The sequence below is a fragment of the Gammaproteobacteria bacterium genome (assembly GCA_034522055.1).
Lineage (GTDB): Bacteria > Pseudomonadota > Gammaproteobacteria > JAABTG01 > JAABTG01 > JAABTG01.
The window spans coordinates 2,031,984-2,047,668 of the sequence record JAXHLS010000002.1; the positions used below are offsets into that span (position 1 = coordinate 2,031,984).

16 protein-coding genes are annotated in these 15,685 nt (G+C 65.2%); 11 read left to right on the forward strand and 5 right to left on the reverse strand.

The features are described 5' to 3' along the window. The 3 genes from U5S82_09870 (at position 1) to mgtE (ending at position 3,446) form a co-directional block, all read left to right on the forward strand. Complete coding sequence (locus U5S82_09870) at positions 1-276, forward strand: HPr family phosphocarrier protein (protein MDZ7751953.1); 276 nt, start codon at positions 1-3, stop codon at positions 274-276. Beyond that, positions 273-2,018 carry a phosphoenolpyruvate--protein phosphotransferase gene (gene ptsP / locus U5S82_09875; GenBank protein ID MDZ7751954.1) on the forward strand — a complete coding sequence of 582 codons (1,746 nt, stop codon included), beginning with the start codon at positions 273-275 and terminating at the stop codon, positions 2,016-2,018. The genes U5S82_09870 and ptsP overlap by 4 nt, the downstream gene beginning before the upstream one ends. A gap of 66 nt (positions 2,019-2,084) precedes the next feature. After that, positions 2,085-3,446 carry a magnesium transporter gene (gene mgtE, locus U5S82_09880; GenBank protein MDZ7751955.1) on the forward strand — a complete coding sequence of 454 codons (1,362 nt, stop codon included), beginning with the start codon at positions 2,085-2,087 and terminating at the stop codon, positions 3,444-3,446. Between the two features lie 513 nt (positions 3,447-3,959). On the opposite strand, the gene tal is transcribed toward mgtE, so the two are convergent. From tal to U5S82_09900, 4 genes are read right to left on the reverse strand one after another with little or no spacing between them, the layout of a single operon-like run. Continuing rightward, positions 3,960-4,928 (reverse strand): transaldolase, encoded by a 969-nt coding sequence (gene tal / locus U5S82_09885; protein ID MDZ7751956.1) that lies wholly within the window; start codon positions 4,926-4,928, stop codon positions 3,960-3,962. Positions 4,929-4,956: 28 nt separating this feature from the next. Then, positions 4,957-5,292 (reverse strand): glucokinase, encoded by a 336-nt coding sequence (locus U5S82_09890; GenBank protein ID MDZ7751957.1) that lies wholly within the window; start codon positions 5,290-5,292, stop codon positions 4,957-4,959. After that, a complete protein-coding gene (gene zwf, locus U5S82_09895; GenBank protein ID MDZ7751958.1) occupies positions 5,183-6,715 on the reverse strand; it encodes a glucose-6-phosphate dehydrogenase in 1,533 nt (510 codons plus the stop codon). Before zwf ends, U5S82_09890 begins: the two co-directional genes overlap by 110 nt. A gap of 12 nt (positions 6,716-6,727) precedes the next feature. Beyond that, positions 6,728-6,922 (reverse strand): hypothetical protein, encoded by a 195-nt coding sequence (locus U5S82_09900; protein MDZ7751959.1) that lies wholly within the window; start codon positions 6,920-6,922, stop codon positions 6,728-6,730. A gap of 205 nt (positions 6,923-7,127) precedes the next feature. Between U5S82_09900 and U5S82_09905 the strand changes: the two genes are divergently transcribed. The 8 genes from U5S82_09905 to ltrA all read left to right on the forward strand — a co-directional run bounded on the left by U5S82_09905 (position 7,128) and on the right by ltrA (position 15,164). Then, positions 7,128-8,063: a sulfur oxygenase reductase family protein gene (locus U5S82_09905; GenBank protein ID MDZ7751960.1), complete on the forward strand. Its 936-nt coding sequence runs from the start codon at positions 7,128-7,130 to the stop codon at positions 8,061-8,063. 39 nt (positions 8,064-8,102) lie between these two features. After that, complete coding sequence (locus U5S82_09910) at positions 8,103-8,324, forward strand: hypothetical protein (GenBank protein ID MDZ7751961.1); 222 nt, start codon at positions 8,103-8,105, stop codon at positions 8,322-8,324. A 112-nt stretch (positions 8,325-8,436) separates the two neighbouring features. Continuing rightward, on the forward strand, positions 8,437-9,303 hold the full coding sequence (locus tag U5S82_09915; protein MDZ7751962.1) for a putative selenate ABC transporter substrate-binding protein: 867 nt from the start codon (positions 8,437-8,439) through the stop codon (positions 9,301-9,303). Then, positions 9,300-9,959, forward strand: coding sequence for an ATP-binding cassette domain-containing protein (locus U5S82_09920; protein ID MDZ7751963.1), 660 nt, complete (start codon positions 9,300-9,302; stop codon positions 9,957-9,959). Before U5S82_09915 ends, U5S82_09920 begins: the two co-directional genes overlap by 4 nt. After that, positions 9,940-11,463, forward strand: a complete 1,524-nt coding sequence (locus U5S82_09925) for an ABC transporter permease (GenBank protein MDZ7751964.1) — start codon at positions 9,940-9,942, stop codon at positions 11,461-11,463. The genes U5S82_09920 and U5S82_09925 overlap by 20 nt, the downstream gene beginning before the upstream one ends. Before the next feature lie 216 nt (positions 11,464-11,679). Further along, on the forward strand, positions 11,680-12,033 hold the full coding sequence (locus U5S82_09930; protein ID MDZ7751965.1) for a hypothetical protein: 354 nt from the start codon (positions 11,680-11,682) through the stop codon (positions 12,031-12,033). A gap of 230 nt (positions 12,034-12,263) precedes the next feature. Then, on the forward strand, positions 12,264-12,803 hold the full coding sequence (locus tag U5S82_09935) for a hypothetical protein (GenBank protein ID MDZ7751966.1): 540 nt from the start codon (positions 12,264-12,266) through the stop codon (positions 12,801-12,803). A 1,026-nt stretch (positions 12,804-13,829) separates the two neighbouring features. Then, positions 13,830-15,164, forward strand: a complete 1,335-nt coding sequence (gene ltrA, locus U5S82_09940) for a group II intron reverse transcriptase/maturase (protein MDZ7751967.1) — start codon at positions 13,830-13,832, stop codon at positions 15,162-15,164. A 191-nt stretch (positions 15,165-15,355) separates the two neighbouring features. Here ltrA and U5S82_09945 read toward each other — a convergent pair whose 3' ends face one another. Next, positions 15,356-15,685 (reverse strand): Na+/H+ antiporter subunit G, encoded by a 330-nt coding sequence (locus U5S82_09945; protein ID MDZ7751968.1) that lies wholly within the window; start codon positions 15,683-15,685, stop codon positions 15,356-15,358.

Here is a 15,685-nt window from a genome sequence, read left to right on the forward strand (position 1 = left end):
ATGGCGCAGCTGGAACGGGAGGTCACCATTGTCAACAAGCTGGGGCTCCACGCCCGGGCCGCCGCCAAGTTCGTCACCCTGGCTGGCTCGTTCGATTCCACGGTGCACCTGTGGCGGGACGGCCGCGAGGTGAACGCCAAGAGCATCATGGGGGTGATGATGCTGGCGGCGGCCAGGGGCACGGTGTTGCGCCTGGTGGTGGAGGGTCCCGATGCCGAGGAAGCCGCCGCGGCCCTCGGTGGTCTGGTGGAGAACCGCTTCGGAGAGGAGGAATGAGCGTCCTGCTGCGCGGCATCTGCGCCGCCAAGGGCGTGGCCATGGGGCACCTCTACGTGGCCGATCGTTCCCAGCTCGAGGTGACGGAGTACGCGCTGGCGCCGCAACAGGTGGAGGCCGAGGTGGCCCGCCTGTTCGCGGGTGTGGAATCCGCGCGGCGCCAGCTCCAGGAGGTCAAGCGGCGCATCCCCACGGACACCTCGGCGGATATCGCCTCCTTCATCGATACCCACCTGCTGATGCTGCAGGACTCTGCCCTCACCACCGTGCCGGCCCAGATCATCCGCGAGCGGGCGTGCAACGCCGAGTGGGCCCTCAAGGTGCAGCGCGACGACCTGGTGCGCGTCTTCGAGGCCATGGATGACGGTTATCTGCGTACCCGCAAGGACGATGTGGAGCATGTGGTGGCGCGCATTCAGCATGCGTTGCTGGGAAAGAGCGCCGGTGACCCCGTGGCGGAAGAGGATGCCCTGGCCGGCCATGTGGTATTGGCCCGCGACCTGTCGCCGGCCGAACTGGTGTTGCTCAACCACCAGGGCGTGGTGGGCATCATCACCGAATTCGGTGGGCCCACCTCCCACAGCGCCATCCTCGCCCGCAGCCTGCGCCTGCCGTCGGTGGTGGGCCTGCACCAGGCTCATACCTATCTGAAGGACGGCGACACGGTGATCGTGGATGGTCGCGAAGGCGTCGTCGTCGTTGACGCCGATGCCCGCATCACCAATTACTACCAGGGACTCAAGGAGAGCATCTACACCCACCACAAGCAGCGGGAACGGCTGCGGGACAAGCCCGTGGTCACCCGCGATGGCCACGCCATCCGGCTCCACGCCAACATCGAGTTGCCGGAGGACGTGGTGGCGGTGCGCCAGGTGAACGCCGCGGGGGTCGGCCTCTACCGTACCGAATTCCTGTTCATGAACCGCGCCACGCCGCCGGACGAGGAGGAGCAGGTGGAGGCCTACGCCTCCGTGGTCCTGGCCCTCGACGGGGCACCGGTCACCATCCGCACCCTGGACGTGGGCGCGGACAAGTCCTGTGACAGCGTGCGCGGGGGCAGCGAATCCGTGTGTATCAATCCGGCCCTCGGCCTGCGCGCGGTACGCCTGTGCCTGCGCGAGACCGGGGTCTTCCTCACCCAGCTGCGGGCCATCCTGCGGGCCGCGGCCCTGGGGGAGGTGCGTCTCATGGTGCCCATGGTGTCCACGGTGGCCGAGGTGCGCCAGGTGCGCCAGCTGGTGGAGATGGCCCACCAGTCCCTGGTACAGGACGGTCTCGAGCATGCCGCCGCCGTACCCCTCGGGGTCATGGTGGAGGTGCCGGGCACCGCTTTGGCGGCGGATCTCTTCGCGCCCCACCTGGATTTTCTCTCCATCGGCACCAATGACCTCATCCAGTACACTCTGGCCATCGATCGCCTGGATGACGAGGTGAACTACCTTTATGACCCCTTGCACCCCGCCGTGCTACGACTCGTCGATATCATCCTGCAGGCGGGCGCGGCAGCGGGGATCCCGGTCAGCATGTGCGGCGAGATGGCGGGCAACTCCAGCTATACCCGGCTGCTGTTGGGGCTGGGCTTGCGGGAGTTCAGCGTACCCCCCAACGCCCTGCTGGAGATCAAGCAGGCCATCAACGAGAGCGATGTCCAGGATGCGGCCGCCATCGCCCGGGCATTTCTCGGCGTCAGTGACGGGGACGCCCGGCGCCAGCTCCTCGGCCGGCTCGGCATCGACGCCTGATCCACACCCCAGGCGCGGGGACGATATACTGGCCACCGCGCCATCGTGTCTGCCAATGGACCCCCCATGACCCCCGACAACGAGATTCCCCCGGACCAGCAGCTGCTCCATGAACTGAGCGCGGCCCTCGGCAGCGAGGACCAGGAGCAGGCCGCCCAACTGCTGGCGGAGCAGCATCCCTCTGACGTCGCCGAGTTGCTGGAGTCCATCCCCTCCAGCCAGCGCGGCGAGGTATGGGAGCTGCTGGAGCCCGAGCATCGCGACAGTGTGTTCACCTACACGGAGGACACGGTCCGTTCCGAGCGCCTGCGCCAGATGGCGCCCGATGAGTTGGCGAGCGTCGCGGAAGGCCTGGAAGTGGACGATGTGGCGGACATCCTCCAGGACCTGCCGGAGTCCATGGTGGAGGAGGTGCTGGCCTCCATGGACGAGCAGAACCGGCGCCGCCTGGAGCAGGTGCTGTCCTACGATGAGGACAGCGCCGGCGGCCTCATGAACGTGGACGTGCTCACGGTGCGCGCCGACGTGAGCCTGGAGGTGGTGGCCCGCTATCTGCGCCGCAAGGGCGAGGTGCCGGAGCATACCGACAGCCTCATGGTGGTGGACCGCGACAACGTCTATCTGGGGCGCCTGCCCCTGAGTGCCATCATCATCAACGACCCCGCCACCCCGGTGGCCCAGGTCATGAACACCGAGGCCGAGGGGATCCCCGTGGAGACCTCCGAGCGGGACGTGGCCAAGCTTTTCGAGCACCGCGATTTCGTCTCGGCCGCGGTGGTGGACGACGACGGCGTGCTTCTCGGCCGCATCACCGTGGACGATGTGCTGGACGTGATCCGGGACGAGGGGGAGCACCAGCTCATGGGCATGGCGGGCTTAAGCGAGGAGGAGGACATGTTCGCCCCCGTGATGTCCACCACCCGGCGCCGCGCCCTGTGGCTGGGGGTGAACCTGGCCACCGCCTTTCTCGCCGCCTGGGTCATCGGCCTGTTCGAGGCCACCATCCAGGAGGTGGTGGCACTGGCGGTGCTCATGCCCATCGTGGCCAGCATGGGCGGCATCGCCGGCAGTCAGACCCTGACGGTGGTGATCCGCGGCATGGCTCTCGGGCAGCTGGGCTCCCGCAACACCCGCTACCTGTTCACCAAGGAGGTGGCCGTGGGCGCCCTCAACGGCCTGGTGTGGGCCGTGGTGGTGGGGCTGGTGGCGGGCTGGTGGTTCGGCAACCTGGGGCTCGCCATCATCATCGCCGTGGCCATGGTGGTGAACCTGGTGGTGGCGGCCCTGTTCGGCGCCGCCATCCCCCTGCTATTGAAGCGCTTCGACATCGACCCCGCCCTGGCGGGCGGCGTGGTGCTCACCACCGTCACCGACGTGGTGGGTTTCATGACCTTCCTTGGCTTGGGGACGGTGTTCCTGCTGGGGTGAGTCGAATGGGTGAATGGTGAATGGTGAATGGTGAATAGTGAATAGTGAATAGTGAATGGTGAATCGTGGTCGGTGTTGGGAAACGGGAAACGGGAAACGGGAAACGGGAAACGGGAAACGGGAAACGGAGAAACGAGTGCGTAGGTTGGGGGGAGGAACGAACCCCAACATGACCATGAATCCGATGAGTATCCGTTGGGGTTCGCAAGCTCGTAGGTCGGTTGCTCTCGGCAACCGACATCTGCGCCCGTAAAGCGCCGAGTTTCCGTCGGCTGCCAGGAACAGCCGACCTACAGGTACACCCCCTTTTTTTCCGGCGGCACGAAGGTCGGGATTCATCCCGACAATCAAACCCGCCGTGCATACCTCGGGCCGGGCCGGAGCCACCCGCCAGCGTTCGGTGTCGGGCTGAAGCCCGACCTACATCCGTGCCAAAGGAATGGGCGGTGGGGGTGTTGTGTAGGTCAGGTTGTAGGTCGGGCTTCAGCCCGACATGCGGGGCTTTGACCCCCATCAATCGCAGTCGGTGCAGGCCTTGAGGGCGAAGCGTTCCAGCTTGGCGGCGTCGGCGGCGAAGTTGCGGATCCCCTCGGCCAGTTTCTCGGTGGCCATGGGGTCCTCGTTCATCTCCCAGCGGAAGGCCTTCTCGTCCAGCTCGATACGGTCGTCGCCCAGTTCCGCGGCCCGCGCAGGCTCGAGCCGGCGGGGCACGTCGCCCTCCATGGCGTCCAGCTCCGCCATCAGGTTGGGGGCGATGGTGAGGAGGTCGCAGCCTGCCAGCTCCAGGATCTCGCCACTGTTGCGGAAGCTTGCGCCCATCACCGTGGTGTCGTAGCCGTGGCGCTTGTAATAGTTGTAGATGCGGGTCACGGACTTCACGCCCGGGTCGTCCTGGGGGGCATAGCCCTCCACTCCCTCGTTCTTCTTGTACCAGTCCATGATGCGGCCCACGAAGGGGGAGATGAGGGTGACGCCGGCATCGGCGCAGGCTACCGCCTGGGAAAAGCCGAACATCAGGGTGAGGTTGCAGTGGATGCCCTCGCGCTCGAGGAATTCGGCGGCACGGATCCCCTCCCAGGTGGAGGCGATCTTGATGAGGATGCGGTCTTTGGCGACGCCGGCGGCGTCGTAGAGGCCCAGCAGTTGCATGGCGCGGCCGATGGTGCCCTGGGTGTCGAAGGACAGGCGCGCGTCCACCTCGGTGGAAACGCGCCCGGGCACGAGCTTCAGGATCTCGCAACCGAAGTTGACCGCCAGCTTGTCCATCATCAGCCGGATCTGCTCGGCGTCGTTCTTGCCGCGGCTCTTGCCGTAGTCCACGGCGTCGTCCACCAGGTGCCGGTAACCTTCCATCTGGCCCGCCTTCAGCAGCAGGGACGGGTTGGTAGTGGCGTCGACGGGCTTGTGGGCGGCGATGGCGTCGATGTCGCCGGTGTCGGCCACCACCTGGGTCATGCCGCGTAATGTCTCGAGCTTACTCATAACACCTCCTGATTGATCGGGTAGTCCTTCATGGTCGCAGCGCCGGGCGATGGGATTCGTTACTCCCTGTGGCTACGGCGTGACGGGCGGCGCCGAGCAGGGCCGCCCCGGGGTTCATTACCACCTTTACCGGGACCCGCGCAAGCAGCCCCGCCATTCTGCCCTTGTTGAGAAAACCCGTCATGAAGCCCGGGCCCTGCAGGTGAACAGCCCCAGCTCCGTCTTGGTGCCGCCGATGTCGCCGCCGATGACCCTCATTCCAGGTTCTGCCAGGCGCGACCGTCCCGGGCCAGTAACGTTTCGGCGTCGGCAGGCCCCCAGCTCCCCGCCGCGTAGTTGGGGAAGTCGCGGGGTCGCAGGGCACTCCACACGTCGAGGATGGGGGCCACCACGCCCCAGCCGGCCTCGATGCTGTCGGCGCGCTGGAACAGGGTGGCGTCGCCACGGATGGCATCGTAGAGCAGGGTCTCGTAGCCGGTGGCCGGGGGCAGGCCGAAGCGCTCCTTGTAGCAGAACTCCAGTTCGGCATTGCTGATGTGCACCACCGGCCCCGGCCGCTTGGCGCCGAAGCGCATGAGGATGGCCTCCCGGGGCTGGATGCGCAGCACCAGCTGGTTGGGTACTAGGTGATCCACCGGAGTCTTGCTGAACATCATGAAGGGCACCCGCTTGAACTGGATCAGGATCTCCGTCTGGCGCGATGCCATGCGCTTGCCGGTGCGCAGGTAGAAGGGCACGTCGGCCCAGCGCCAGTTGTCCAGCTGGAGCTTCATGGCGGCGTAGGTCTCGATGGGGGAGTCCGCCCTCACGCCGGGTTCCTCGCGATAACCGGCCGCCTGCTCGCCCCCCGGCATGGTGCCGGGGCCGTACTGGCCGCGCACCGCCTGGGTGAGCACGTCTTCCGGGGACAGGGGCTGAATCGCCTTGAGGACATCGCCCTTGTTGTTGCGCACCGCCTCGGCGTCGAAGGACGAAGGGGGCTCCATGGCGATGAAGGAGAGCAGCTGCATCATGTGGTTGGGGACCATGTCCCGCAGCGCGCCGGCCTCCTCGTAATAGCCGGCGCGGTGGCCCACCGCGAGGTCCTCGGCCACCGTGATCTGGACGTGGTCCACGTAGCTGCGGTTCCATACCGGCTCGAAGATGGCGTTGGCAAAGCGGAATACCAGCAGGTTCTGTACCGTCTCCTTGCCCAGGTAATGGTCGATACGGTAGATCTGGGTCTCGTTGAGGGTCTCCAACAGCGCGCGGTTGAGGGCGCGGGCCGATTCCAGATCGTGGCCGAAGGGTTTCTCGATCACCACCCGGTGACGGGCCTCTTCGGTGCGGCTGACCACCCCGGCGGCGCCCAGGCGAGCCACGATGTCACCGAACAGGCTGGGGGGTGTCGCCAGATAATGGAGGTGGTTGCCGCCGGTCTGCCAGTGCTCGTCCATGGCGGTGATGTGGTCGCCGAGGCGCCCGTAGTAGTCGTCATCGTGGAAATCGCCACCGACGTAGCTGACGCGCTCCAGCAGCCAGCGCCACACGCCGTCGTCGAAATCCTCCCCCACGTGTTCGCGCACCGTCTCGTCGAGATGGGCGCGGAAGGCGTCGTCCGAGAGGTCATTGGAGGCCGTGCCGATGACCGCGAAGGCATCCTGGAGCAGGCCGTCGCGGGCGAGGTTGTAGAGGGCCGGCATCAGCTTGCGCCGAGTCAGGTCTCCGGATGCGCCGTAGATGATTACGGCGCCCGGCTGCACCGGCTCGGGGGCGGCCATGAATCCGTCGCTATGGCTGTCGCTCATCAGTTTTGTTCCTCAGTCCAGATCGCGGGTGCCCTGTTCGATGTGGTCGCCGAACTGCTCGCGCATGGCGGACAACATCTTGTTGGCCTTGTTGGCGAAGTTGGTTTCCTGGCGCGAACGGAAGCCGGAGTAACGGAATTCGCCACCCCCCGCCGGGCTTGTTGTCCGGCCTGTTGGTTGCGCGAGGGGCGGCAGGATCGTGTGCACCCATGGGACCTCTACCGGCCGGCGATGATTTCACGAGTGGCCACGATATCACGGTCACCGACGCGAGAAACGGCACCGGTGTCGGCTCTGGATGGAGGCCCCGATCGGTCCATCATCAAATGTCAAAGTCGTCCCTCGCGTTCGGGGGTTAGGATCTCCAACCTCAGTCAACCACATACAGGCATCAAGCCTTAAGGAGTGGAACATGTCCGACAATCCCATCATCGCCATCAACATGAGCAAGGTGACCAACAGCCCCGAGTCCTACGAGACCATGAGCAAGGTGGGCCCCAAGGTGTGTATCACCACCGCCAAGCACCCCGGTTTCATGGGTTTCGAACAGCTGTTGCAGACGGGGATCCATCCCATGGGCGGGCGCTACGGCGGCGGCGCCCTGGATATGCGGGAGACCCTGAATCCCATCGGCATGTATCAGTACACGGTGTGGAAGGACGTCAAATCCCACGAGGAGATGCACTACGAGCAGTTCGACACCATCTATGAACTCTGCGGCGCCTGCCTGGATATGGTGGTGGAGGGGCCCTGGGAACCCCTGTACGAGATCCGGGCCTCGGACCTGCCGCCGGTGCTGGCCATGACCGATGTGCCCCATACCCTCGGTGCCAGCTTCGCCCAGCAACAGCCCGTGCCCAAGGTGGCCCTGGCCTCCCAGCGGGCGGTGGTGGTGGGGGACCACTGGGTCATGGACGGCCACGAGCAGGCCTTCGAGGAAGGCGCAGTGGAGACCCTGAAGTGGCTGAAGGAGAACGCCCCCGGCATGATCGGCTGGATGGTGCTCAAGCAGATGGGGGTGTCGGCCATCGGTTCCTTCCAGCTCGACCCGGAAGGCGCTACCAAGGCCACCCTGGGGGCCAATCCGCCGGCCTACAATACCAACTACGGCGATCAGCCCGGGGATACGCCCCCCATCCCCGCCCAGACGCCGGCCCAGTACTTCGTCCACATGGAGTGGGAGACGCCGGAGCACGCCCACCAGGGGCTGGGCAAGGCCCTGGTGAACTACGAGTTGCTGCAGATCCATAACCAGGGCGTCCTCGCCCATGTGGACCGCGGGCCCTACTACATGATCTTCGCCCCCATGATGGAGGAGGGCACCTGGCGCAAGCACCTGGTGCGGTAATGGCCATCAAGCGCTGCCGTATGGCAGGGCTTATGGGCCGTGTCCGCCGCGACGCGGAATCTCCATGCCAGGCCGTCGGCCATCGGCCGCTTCGCAGCCGCAGCCGCAGCCGGGCCGCGGCGGTTGGTGCTCTCCCATCTGATGGCGCGCAGCCTGCGTGACCTGGAGGGCCAGCTCGAGCGGGTGCGTGAGCATTATGACGGGCCCCTCACGGTGGCCGAGGACCTGCAGTCCATACCCCTCGACATCGCCTGGGATTGATGGGCGGGTGAACCTCACGGTTGCTGGGTGTTTCTGCCTCGAAAGGGCACGCCATACTGATTTAAAAAGCGCGTTCGGGCGCCACTTTTCTAACGATGAGGGGATCAGGATGATGCACAGATATGGTTCGGGGATCTTCGGTGCGGCGCTGTTGTGGTTGGCGGCAGGTGCCGTGGCGGCGGCGGACACCTTTGTCTTCACGGCCATTCCGGACCAGGACGAGTCGCGGCTGCGGGAGCGCTTCGAGCAAGTGGCGGAGTATCTCGAGGAACGGCTGGACGTGGAGGTGCGCTACGTACCGGTGAAGTCCTATGCCGCCGCGGTCACCGCCTTTCGCAACGACCAGGTGCAGCTCGCCTGGTTCGGCGGTCTGTCGGGGGTCCGTGCCCGCCAGAGCGTCCCCGGCTCCGAGGCCATCGCCCAGGGGGTGGAGGACCAGGCCTTCGTCACCTATTTCATCGCCAACACCGCCACGGGCCTTGCCTACGGTCAGGACTTTCCAAAGGACATCTCGGGCCTGACCTTCACCTTCGGCTCCAAGGGCTCCACCTCCGGACGGCTGATGCCCGAATACTACATTCGGGAGGCCTTCGGCGCGGCGCCCCAGGAGGTCTTCGCGCGGGTGGGCTTCAGTGGCGACCACTCCCGCACTATCGCCCTGGTGCAGTCCGGCGCCTTCCAGGTCGGCGCCCTGAACTTCAAGGTGTGGGAGAAGGAAAGCGCGCTGGGGCGTATCGACCCCGCCAAGGTGAGCGTGATCTGGCAGACGCCCGCCTACCCGGACTACCAGTGGAGCATCCGCGGCGACGTGGACGAGCGCTTCGGTGCCGGCTTCGCCGAGGGCGTGCGCGAGGCCCTGCTGGCAATCCGTGAGCCCGGGCTGTTGGAATCCTTTCCCCGCAGCGGCTTCATTCCGGCCGGGAACGCCGATTACGAGCCCATCGAGAGGACCGCGAAGGACATCGGTCTGATCGATTGAGCCCGCGCTTCGAGCTGCGCGGGGCCAGCGTCCATTACCAGGGCAGCCCCGCCCTCCAGGACATCACCCTCTCCATCGAGCCGGGTGAGCGGATCGCCCTGGTGGGGCGCAGCGGCGCCGGCAAGTCCACCCTGCTGCGCCTGCTCTATGAAACGGCCCGGGCCGACACGGCCCTGGTGGCCCAGGACCTCGCCCTGGTGCGCACCCTGTCCGTATTTCACAACGTCTACATGGCGCGGCTGCGCCACCACGGCGCCTTCTACAACCTGGTGAACCTGCTACGCCCCATGGCCGGGGAGGTGGCGTCGGTGCGTCCCGTGCTGCGGCGCCTCGACCTCGAGGACAAGCTCTTCGAGCCGGCGGGGCAGTTGTCGGGTGGCCAGCAGCAGCGCACGGCCGTCGCCCGCGCCCTTCACCAGGGCAGTCCCGTGGTGATGGCGGACGAGCCGGTTTCCGCGGTGGACGAGCACCAGTCGAGACGGGTCCTGGACGCCATCGTCGAGGCCAGCCAGACCGTGGTGCTGGCCATGCATGACATCACCCTGGCCCTGGCCTATGCCGAGCGCATCATCGGCCTGGAGGCCGGCCGCATCACCCTGGACCAGCCCACGGCGGGCATGAGGCCCTCGGACCTCGATGGCCTCTACGGCTCCTGAGGAGGGCGCGCCGCTCCGCTCGCCGCCGTCGCCGGTGCGCCGCGCCAGCGTGGTGTTCCTGGTCATCGGCCTCGCCTGCCTGGCGGTGGCCGACATCGAGGTCTCGACCCTCGACCCCTGGACCGAGCTGGGGCGCCTGGCCTGGGGTTTCGTCACCCCCGATTTCACCGCCACCGAGTACCTGTTCGAGGCCCTGCTCTACACCGTCGCCTTCGCCCTGCTCGGCGTGGTCCTGGGCAACTTTCTGGGCTTCCTGCTGGCCCTGGTGTTCGACTGGCGCGTGGTGCGGGTGGGGTGTGCCTTCGTGCGTGCCGTGCACGAGCTGTTCTGGGCCCTGATCTTCCTGCAGGTCTTCGGCCTCACGCCGTGGACCGGGGTGCTGGCCATCGCCATCCCCTACGCCGGCATCATCGCCAAGGTCTACGCCGAGATCCTGGAGGAGGCGGACCCGGCGCCCGCGCGCCAGCTGCCCACGGGCACCGGCAGGGTGTCCACCTTCCTCTACGCCCGCATGCCCGACGTGTTGGTGCATTTTCGCACCTACAGCCTGTACCGCCTGGAATGCGGCCTGCGCTCAAGTGCCGTGCTCGGCTTCGTCGGCCTGCCCACCCTGGGTTTCCATCTGGAGTCGGCCTTCTCCCAGGGGCATTACTCCGAGGTGGCGGCCCTGCTGATGCTGTTCTGGCTCATCATCGCCACCATCCGGCAATGGCTGCGGCGGCGCCTGCTGCCGATCTACCTGGTGGCGGCGGTGTGGGTGCTGCCCGAGGGCATGCCCATCTCCATGGCCGGCCTGTGGCGCTTCCTCTCCCACGACATCGTGCCCCATCCCCTGCGCATCGCGGAGCAGTTGGACGCCCAGGTGCTGGGAGAGACCTGGCACTGGTTTGCCAATCTGGTCATGAGCCAGGCCCTGCCGGGGATCGTCAACACCGTGGTCCTCACCATGGTGGCCCTGGTGGCTACCGGGCTCTTGACCCTGGCCCTCTTTCCCCTGGTGTCGACGCGTTTCGGCGGGCCCTGGCGGCGGCGCGGTGGCCACCTGCTGCTGGTGGTCATGCGCTCCACCCCCGAGTATGTGCTGGCCTACATCGGCCTGCAGCTGTGGGGGCCTTCCATGTTGCCGGCCATCATCGCCCTGTCCCTGCACAACGGCGCCATCATCGGCCATCTCATGGGCCGCTTCTCCAGCGCCCTGCCCGCCTTGCCGGGCCGGTTGCGGGTCTTCGACCGTTACTTCTACGAGGTGCTGCCCCAGGTCTACCGGCAGTTCCTCGCCTTCCTGTTCTACCGCTGGGAAGTGATCATGCGCGAGACCGCCATCCTCGGCATGCTCGGCATCTACACCCTGGGCTTCTACGTGGACAGCGCCTTCGCCGATCTGCGTTTCGACCGGGCCCTGGTGCTGATCCTCATCACCGCTCTGCTCAACATCGCCGTGGACGTCATCTCCCGCCGGGTGCGGGCACGGCTGCGGCTGCGGACATCTTTCGACGCCGCCTGATCCCATGGCGCTGATAAAGGCGAGATAGAGATGGAATATTCCGGCGCCGGCGCCGTCTGTTGAGGCTACGGTCCGCTCTGTTCTTCATGGCCTGTGACGCCCCTTGGGGGCGGTGGGCACGGGCTCATTTCCCCGCCGGCGTATTCGTGACCCGGGTGGAGAGGATCGGGCTGCTAATTCATTCACTCAACATTCATTCAACAGGGAGCCTCAGCCATGAGCAAGCTCCTTCATACCATCGCCTTCGCGTCCATCATCTCTCTAACGGCGGGGGCCCCGCTGGTGGCGGGTGCCCAGGATACTGCCGCCATCGACAGTGCCCTGGCGCAATGCAAGACGGCCTATGCCCGGGCCCGGGACCTCAAGATGTCTCAACAGGAGTCGGCCGAGGCCTATGAGCAGTACCGGACGGCCCTGCTGGATATCCTCGAGGAGCTGAACAAGACCCATAACGCGGCACCGGAAGAGACCATGTCCCGTGAGCAGCTTTCCCACAGCGTGCGGGTGATGGGCGAGGTGTTGCAGATGCTGGTGAATCCGCCGCCGACCCGGAGCGGCTATCTGTTCTGAAGGCGAACCATCCCCGACTGACTTTCTCCACGGCCTGCCAAAACATATCGCGTAATTGCGGTACTTCCGGCCGTGGCGCATAGCGTCGGCGTGTTCCCGCCGCCCGTGGCATGAATCAAGCGGAGGACAGGGATATGAGGCGTTCCTTAACAGCGCCCTTTGCTCTTCCCAGCGCGGCAGGCCGCGTAAATTTGGGTAAACTGTCCTCTGATTCAATCCGAGGATAAACCATGACGATGGAACAAAAGTGTGACTGGTGGCTAGCGTTGTTGCTGATGGCCACGGTCGTCTTCTGGGCGCCCCAAGGGGGAGCCGATGTCACGGTGCGTGGCCCGGAGGGCCGGCTGATCCTGTTACAAGACGACGGCACCTGGCGGTATCTGGAGGGCGAGGATGACACCCCTTCCGAGCATGTCCGGTTAATGGTGGAGCGGGTGCGCTCGGGCACCGACAGCTGCGTCATCGGGTTGCGCCTGTTCAACAATCTCAACGCGCCGCTGCGCAGCCTGGTGCCGGAGTTCTCCGCCTACAAGGATGGTCAGGTCAAGATCGAAACGGTGTTCCAGTCCTTCTCCCGCATCAAACCGACCCAGGACCAGTATCAGGAGATCCGTTTTACCGGTATCACCTGTGAAGAGATCGGGTATGTCCTCGTCCACGGCGCGGACCGCTGCAGCATGGGCGACCTGAGCAAGTTCTCCTATAACAAGGGGGAATGCCTGGAGCGTATCGTCGTTCAGCCGAGTGACCTTATCCGTATCACCAAGTGAACTGGCGGGCAACGGGGATGGCCTGGGCCGGCGGCTATTTCACCACCAGCGTCCCCCTGAGCCGGCGCGGGTCCGAGGATGTGGGGCCGATGTCGAGCATCACCACGTCATCGTCGTAGCGACCCTTGGTGAACAAGAATTTCCTCGCGCCAAGACGCCAGGAACGCCAAGGGATTGGGCCAAAGATTAGAGGGCATGACGGAAGCCGCGATTGGCAGGCAGATCGTCGACACGGCGGTGCAAATTCATCAACTCGCTGGGGTTCGCAAGCTCACCCCAACCTTGTATACCCAACCACCGCCTGCTCCTTTGGCGCGGATGTCGGGATTCATCCCGACATCCGATCCCGCCCCATGCACCCCGCGCCGGGTAGGAAACCCCACCGGCGGACTGTCGGGCTGAAGCCCGACCTACAGCCCGACCCACAGATGCACCATGACTGGCTGTTCCGGCAGCACGGATGTAGGTCGGGATTCATCCCGACATCCGGCCTTCTGATTCTGCTGCCGAGTTGAAAAGTGAGCTGTCCGTATGCCGTAACAGGCTGATTAACTAGCGGGTTAGAGTCCCGCCAAAGGAGTTGCTCGTACACCTTTGTAGTGTCGCGGAGCGGCGTCCGGGTAACCGGGGGTCGTAAGTTACGTAGATGCAAAACCGCAGGCCGCAGCGCAAGCGAACCGAGATGTAGCCTCGTGAACAAAGTGAAGATGCCGACCCGGTGGACAGTCGGGGAAGGCCGCTGTTGGTGGGAGGAGACGACGAGAGCGTCCCGCTGAGTCTTCCGGGGTAGTACGGGTGGCATGTGGTGGAAGTTGATTGGTCCCAGTGCGGGAGGCCCGCGGCGGTGGCAGGTGAGAACTGCCGACGGTGGCGTATAAGGCCAGTCCGAAGTCGTCATCGACCGTCGTGGGAGTCGGAGGGGTTCATAGTACCGATTGAGGGTCTGGGACAACATAACCCGACCTGAGGGAAGGGACCCTACTTTGTGCACGCAACCGAAACGCAGAGGGTCAGGAGATTGCGGCGATGTCGCTAACAACTCCGGAAAAGATCAGGACGCTGCAGAGGAAGCTCTACGTCAAGGCCAAGCAAGAGCCGGCGTTTCGCTTCTACGCCTTGTATGACGAGGTCTATCGGGCAGACACTCTCGGTCACGCCTATGATCGTGTCAGGTCCAATCGGGGCGCGCCAGGAATCGATGGTGTGACCTGTGAGGCCATCGAGGCGGGGGTCGGAAGAGACGCCTACTTGGCGGAATTGCAACGGGAACTGGAGCAGAAGACGTACGGCGCGGACGGCGTGCGTCGGGTCTGGATACCCAAGCCGGATGGCAGTGAGCGCCCATTGGGGATCCCCACAATCCGGGATCGGATCGTACAGATGGCGCTCAAGCTGGTGGTGGAGCCGATCTTCGAGGCTGATTTCTGCGAGCACTCCTATGGATTTCGCCCGCAGCGCTCGGCCCATGATGCGGTGAAGGCCGTCACCGACGGTCTGTTTCAGGGAAAGACCCAAATCATCGATGCGGATCTATCGAAGTATTTCGATACGATCCCGCACGCCAAGCTCATGGCCGTGGTTGCCGAGCGCCTTGCCGATGGGGGCGTCCTCGCCCTCATTCAGCAATGGCTCAAGGCCCCGGTCATCGAAGAGGATGGGCGAGGCAAGCAACGCCCGAGTGGCGGTAAAGGGAATCGGAAAGGGACGCCGCAAGGCGGGGTTGTTTCCCCGCTGCTGGCCAATCTTTATCTACATCTGCTGGACCGGATTTGGGAACGGCACGACTTGGAACGGCGGTTAGGGGCGCGCCTCGTGCGTTACGCTGACGATGCCGTGATTCTGTGTCGTGGGGACACCGCGCCGGCCATGGCGGTGCTTGAGACGGTGCTGACACGCCTGGAGTTGACGCTCAACCGGGAGAAAACCCACGTGGTCGATGCCCGCCGACAGGCGTTCGACTTTCTTGGCTTCAGCATCAAATGGGCACGCAGCCGACGAACCGGCAACGGCTACCCTCACGTTGAGCCGAGCCGCCGCGCCGAACGAAGGATCAAGGCGCGCATCAAGGAACTCACCGCGCGGCGCCGCACCCCGGTGCCGATGCCGCGTATGATCACGGAAGTCAACCAAGTGCTACGCGGCTGGTCGGGCTACTTCCACCACGGCAACTGCACCAAGGCTTTCGGACGCGTCCGGTGGTTCACTGAGGAACGCGTGCGTACCCAACTGCGGCGGCGTCACAAAGTGCGCACTCGCACGCGCGGTTACGAACGCTTTCCCTACGCCCACCTCCACGACGCCCTTGGATTACTCAAGCTATCCCACAAAGCAGGCTGGCGCTCAGCGCATGCCTTGGCGTGAAGCACATCGGAAAGCCGTGTACGGGAGAACCGTATGCACGGTTTGATGAGGGAGGGCTGGCCTTGGTGGCTACGGCCCGGCTATTTAGGCACCGCCAAACGAAAGGGGCGGGAACCGCTAAGCCGGACCTACGGGCGTTAGGGCCTGCTCTCTACTCTACCCCTTCCTGTCCCCTTCCTGTCCCGGTACGTCTAGTCCCGGGGCGGATTCTCTTGCCCGGGACGCGGTGCCAGGGAGGGCAGTTCCAGGTGCAGGGCGGCCTTGGCGAGGAGGTGGGCGCTCACCGGGGCGGTGATGAACAGGAACAGGGTCACCAGGACCTCGTGGAGGCTGGGCTCGCCCTGGAGGCGGCTGAAGTAGATCGTCGAGGCGATGAGGATGGAGCCGACGCCCAGGGTGGTGGCCTTGGTGGGGCCGTGGAGCCGGGTGTAGAAGTCCTTGAGGCGGGCGAGGCCGAGGGAGCCGATGAAGGTGAAGGCGCCGCCGGCGACGATGAGAAAGGCGAGGAAGAATTCCAGCAT

What these genes read in the sequence shown, in the direction of transcription:
- U5S82_09870 (MDZ7751953.1), top strand. Translation starts at nt 1, where the DNA reads ATGGCGCAGCTGGAACGGGAGGTCACCATTGTCAACAAGCTGGGGCTC.
- ptsP (MDZ7751954.1), top strand. Translation starts at nt 273, where the DNA reads ATGAGCGTCCTGCTGCGCGGCATCTGCGCCGCCAAGGGCGTGGCCATG.
- mgtE (MDZ7751955.1), top strand. Translation starts at nt 2,085, where the DNA reads ATGACCCCCGACAACGAGATTCCCCCGGACCAGCAGCTGCTCCATGAA.
- tal (MDZ7751956.1), bottom strand. Translation starts at nt 4,928, where the DNA reads ATGAGTAAGCTCGAGACATTACGCGGCATGACCCAGGTGGTGGCCGAC.
- zwf (MDZ7751958.1), bottom strand. Translation starts at nt 6,715, where the DNA reads ATGAGCGACAGCCATAGCGACGGATTCATGGCCGCCCCCGAGCCGGTG.
- U5S82_09905 (MDZ7751960.1), top strand. Translation starts at nt 7,128, where the DNA reads ATGTCCGACAATCCCATCATCGCCATCAACATGAGCAAGGTGACCAAC.
- U5S82_09915 (MDZ7751962.1), top strand. Translation starts at nt 8,437, where the DNA reads ATGCACAGATATGGTTCGGGGATCTTCGGTGCGGCGCTGTTGTGGTTG.
- U5S82_09925 (MDZ7751964.1), top strand. Translation starts at nt 9,940, where the DNA reads ATGGCCTCTACGGCTCCTGAGGAGGGCGCGCCGCTCCGCTCGCCGCCG.
- U5S82_09930 (MDZ7751965.1), top strand. Translation starts at nt 11,680, where the DNA reads ATGAGCAAGCTCCTTCATACCATCGCCTTCGCGTCCATCATCTCTCTA.
- U5S82_09935 (MDZ7751966.1), top strand. Translation starts at nt 12,264, where the DNA reads ATGACGATGGAACAAAAGTGTGACTGGTGGCTAGCGTTGTTGCTGATG.
- ltrA (MDZ7751967.1), top strand. Translation starts at nt 13,830, where the DNA reads ATGTCGCTAACAACTCCGGAAAAGATCAGGACGCTGCAGAGGAAGCTC.
- U5S82_09945 (MDZ7751968.1), bottom strand. Translation starts at nt 15,685, where the DNA reads ATGCTGGAATTCTTCCTCGCCTTTCTCATCGTCGCCGGCGGCGCCTTC.